The sequence below is a fragment of the Pseudokineococcus marinus genome (assembly GCF_013004605.1).
GTDB lineage: Bacteria > Actinomycetota > Actinomycetes > Actinomycetales > Quadrisphaeraceae > Pseudokineococcus > Pseudokineococcus marinus.
Genome location: NZ_JABEMA010000366.1, coordinates 1 through 2,695 on the forward strand (window position 1 = coordinate 1; position 2,695 = coordinate 2,695).

The 2,695-nt window shown below is 76.1% G+C and carries 2 protein-coding genes and 1 pseudogene; 2 read left to right on the forward strand and 1 reads right to left on the reverse strand.

Annotated elements, in window-relative coordinates; translation table 11 throughout:
- Both HLB09_RS15485 and HLB09_RS15490 read left to right on the forward strand, forming a co-directional pair.
- Positions 1 to 928: MFS transporter (locus tag HLB09_RS15485; protein ID WP_171204221.1), on the forward strand; the 928-nt coding region annotated here is incomplete at its 5' end.
- A 67-nt stretch (positions 929 to 995) separates the two neighbouring features.
- Positions 996 to 2,417, forward strand: coding sequence for a TonB-dependent receptor (locus HLB09_RS15490; protein WP_212771200.1), 1,422 nt, complete (start codon positions 996 to 998; stop codon positions 2,415 to 2,417).
- A 25-nt stretch (positions 2,418 to 2,442) separates the two neighbouring features.
- Here HLB09_RS15490 and HLB09_RS15495 read toward each other — a convergent pair.
- Positions 2,443 to 2,695, reverse strand: a pseudogene (locus HLB09_RS15495) (hypothetical protein); the annotation flags it as partial.

Sequence of the window (2,695 nt, forward strand, 5' to 3'; positions counted from 1 at the left end):
CTCGGCGCTCAAGGAGACGACGACGTGGTCCCGCCGCAGCCGCGGCGCGGCCCTCGGGGCCATGGTGGCGGCGCTGACCCTGGGCACCGCGCTGCCGCACGCCGTCGCCGCGGCCGGGGCGAGCACCGGGGCGGGCGGCCCGCCGTGGCGGCTCGTCGTCGTGGTCACGAGCGCCGGCGCCCTCCTCGGCGCCGGGCTGGCCCTGCTCCTGCGGCGCTCCGGCCCGCACGGCCGCGCCCCGGCGGCCTTCGACCGCCGGGCCGCCCTCGACGCGCTGCGCCGGCGTCCCGTCGTGCTCGCGGTCCTGGGGTACGTCGGCCACATGTGGGAGCTCTACGCGATGTGGGCGTGGACGGGAGCCCTGCTCGCCGGGACCGCCGCCGTGGCCGCGCTGCCGACCCCCTCGACGGCGGTCCCCGCGCTGACGGCGGCGTGCGTGGCCGCCGGCGCGCTCGGCTGCGTGGCCGCCGGCCTGCTCGCCGACCGGGTGGGGCAGCCCGTGGTCGTCCTCGTCTGCGTCGCGGGCTCGAGCTCGGCCGCCCTGGCCCTCGCCGTCCTGCGCGGCGCACCGCTCGGCGTCGTGGTCGCGCTCGTCGCGGTCTGGGGCTTCTGGGTCGTCGCCGACTCGGCCCAGCTGTCCGCGCTCGTCACCCGCTCCGCGGACCCCGACCTCGTGGGCGGGGCGGTCGCCGTGCAGATGGCCGCGGGCTACCTCACGACGGCGGTCACCGTCTGGCTCGTCCCGGTCCTCGCCGCGCGGGCGTCGTGGTCGGCGGCGCTCGCGGTGCTCGCCGCCGGGTCGCTGGCGGGCGGCGCCGCCGTCCTCGCGCTCCTGCGCGACGAGCGGGCCGCGCAGCGCGGCCCTGCTCCCGACCGGACCCCCGACCGGGCCAGCGGGGCTCGCCAGGGGCTCCGAGGCCCGACATGATCGCGACCAGCGGCGGCCGCCCTCCTGCGCCGCCGGACGCGACCGGGGACGCGAGGAGGCGGAGGACGTGAGCACGACCGTGGACAGCGCGGCGGACACCCTGCAGAAGGCGCTGCGCATCAACCTCGAGCCGCGCTGGTACGGCACCATCGCCGAGATCGGTGCCGGCCAGGAGGTGGCGCGCTGGTTCTTCCGCGCCGGCGGCGCCGCGGGCACCGTCGCGAAGTCGATGTCGGCCTACGACATGGCCGTGAGCGACGCCGTCTACGGGCGCTCCGACCGCTACGTGTCCCGCCGGCGGCTCGAGGCGATGCTCGACCACGAGCTCGAGCTCAACGTCGAGCGGCTCGGCCCCACGCGCGGGGACGACACGTGCTTCTTCGCCTTCGCCGACACCGTGGTCGCCCGCAGCTACCGGGGCGGCAACGAGTGCCACGGCTGGATGGGCGTGCGGTTCCAGGCCCAGCCGCACGACGAGCCCAGCGAGATCGTCCTGCACGTGCGGATGCTCGACGACGAGGCGTCCCTGCAGCAGGAGGCGCTGGGCATCGTGGGCGTCAACCTCCTGCACGCCGCCTTCTTCGAGCGCTACGAGCCCGACCGCCTCGTCGAGAGCCTGCTGGACCGTCTCTCCACGGGCCGCATCGAGATCGACGTCATCTCCTTCCGCGGCATCGAGTTCCGCCACGTCGACAACCGGCTCATGGCGCTGCGGCTCGTGCAGCTGGGCCTGTCCGGCGTCGCGATGTTCGGCCCCGACGGCGACGTCCTGCAGCCGAGCGAGGTGCTGCGCAAGCGCCCGGTGCTCGTCGAGCGCGGCAGCTTCCGCCCGCCCACGGTCGTCAACATGGACATGCTGCGGTGCGCGCACGAGAAGTTCGCCGACGAGCCGGACGTCGACGGCGACCAGGTGCTGCGCCTCACCGAGCTGACGATGAGCAACCTGCTCGCCGGCGGGGCGGACGTCGACCGGCGCGACTTCCTCGCCCGCGCCGACCTCCTCGGCGCCTGCGGGGCGACGACGCTCATCTCGGCCTTCGTCGACCACCACCGGCTCGCGGCCTACCTCGCGGAACGCACGCGCGGGCGCATCGGCTTCGTCATGGGCGTCCCCACGCTCGTGGACCTCTTCGACGAGGCGAACCACGCCCACCTGCCGGGCGGGATCCTCGAGAGCTTCGGGCGGCTGCTGAAGAACGACCTCAAGCTCTTCGTGTACCCGATGGTCGACCTGGCGACCGGCGAGGTCCGGCGCGTCGGCGGTCTGCGCGTGGGCGAGGAGCTGCAGCCGCTCTTCGACTACCTCGCCGGGCGCGGCAGCTTCGTCGAGCTCGACAACGCCCGCGAGGAGTACCTGCCCATCCTCAGCCGCGACGTGCTGCGACGGATCGCCGCGGGCGACGGCTCCTGGGAGCCGATGGTGCCGCCGGAGGTGGCCGAGATGGTCCGCTCGCGCGGCTTCTTCGGCCACGCCCGCGAGAGCGCCTGACCCCGGGGCCGTCCCGGTCGCGCGCTCAGCCGCCCGCGCCCGCCAGCCAGACGAGCGGCACGACGACGAGGAGCGCGACGACGAGGACGCCGAGGCCGAGGACCCCGAGCAGCGACCACCCGACGACCTCGGCGGCCAGGGCCACCTCGCGGCCGGGCAGGTGCTCGGCGTCGCAGCGGCGCCGCGCCGAGCGGCCGAGGACGACGCCGAGGACGGGCCCGACGACGGGCACCACGAGCGCCAGCACCAGCGCGGCCACGGCCTCGGGCGGCGTGCCG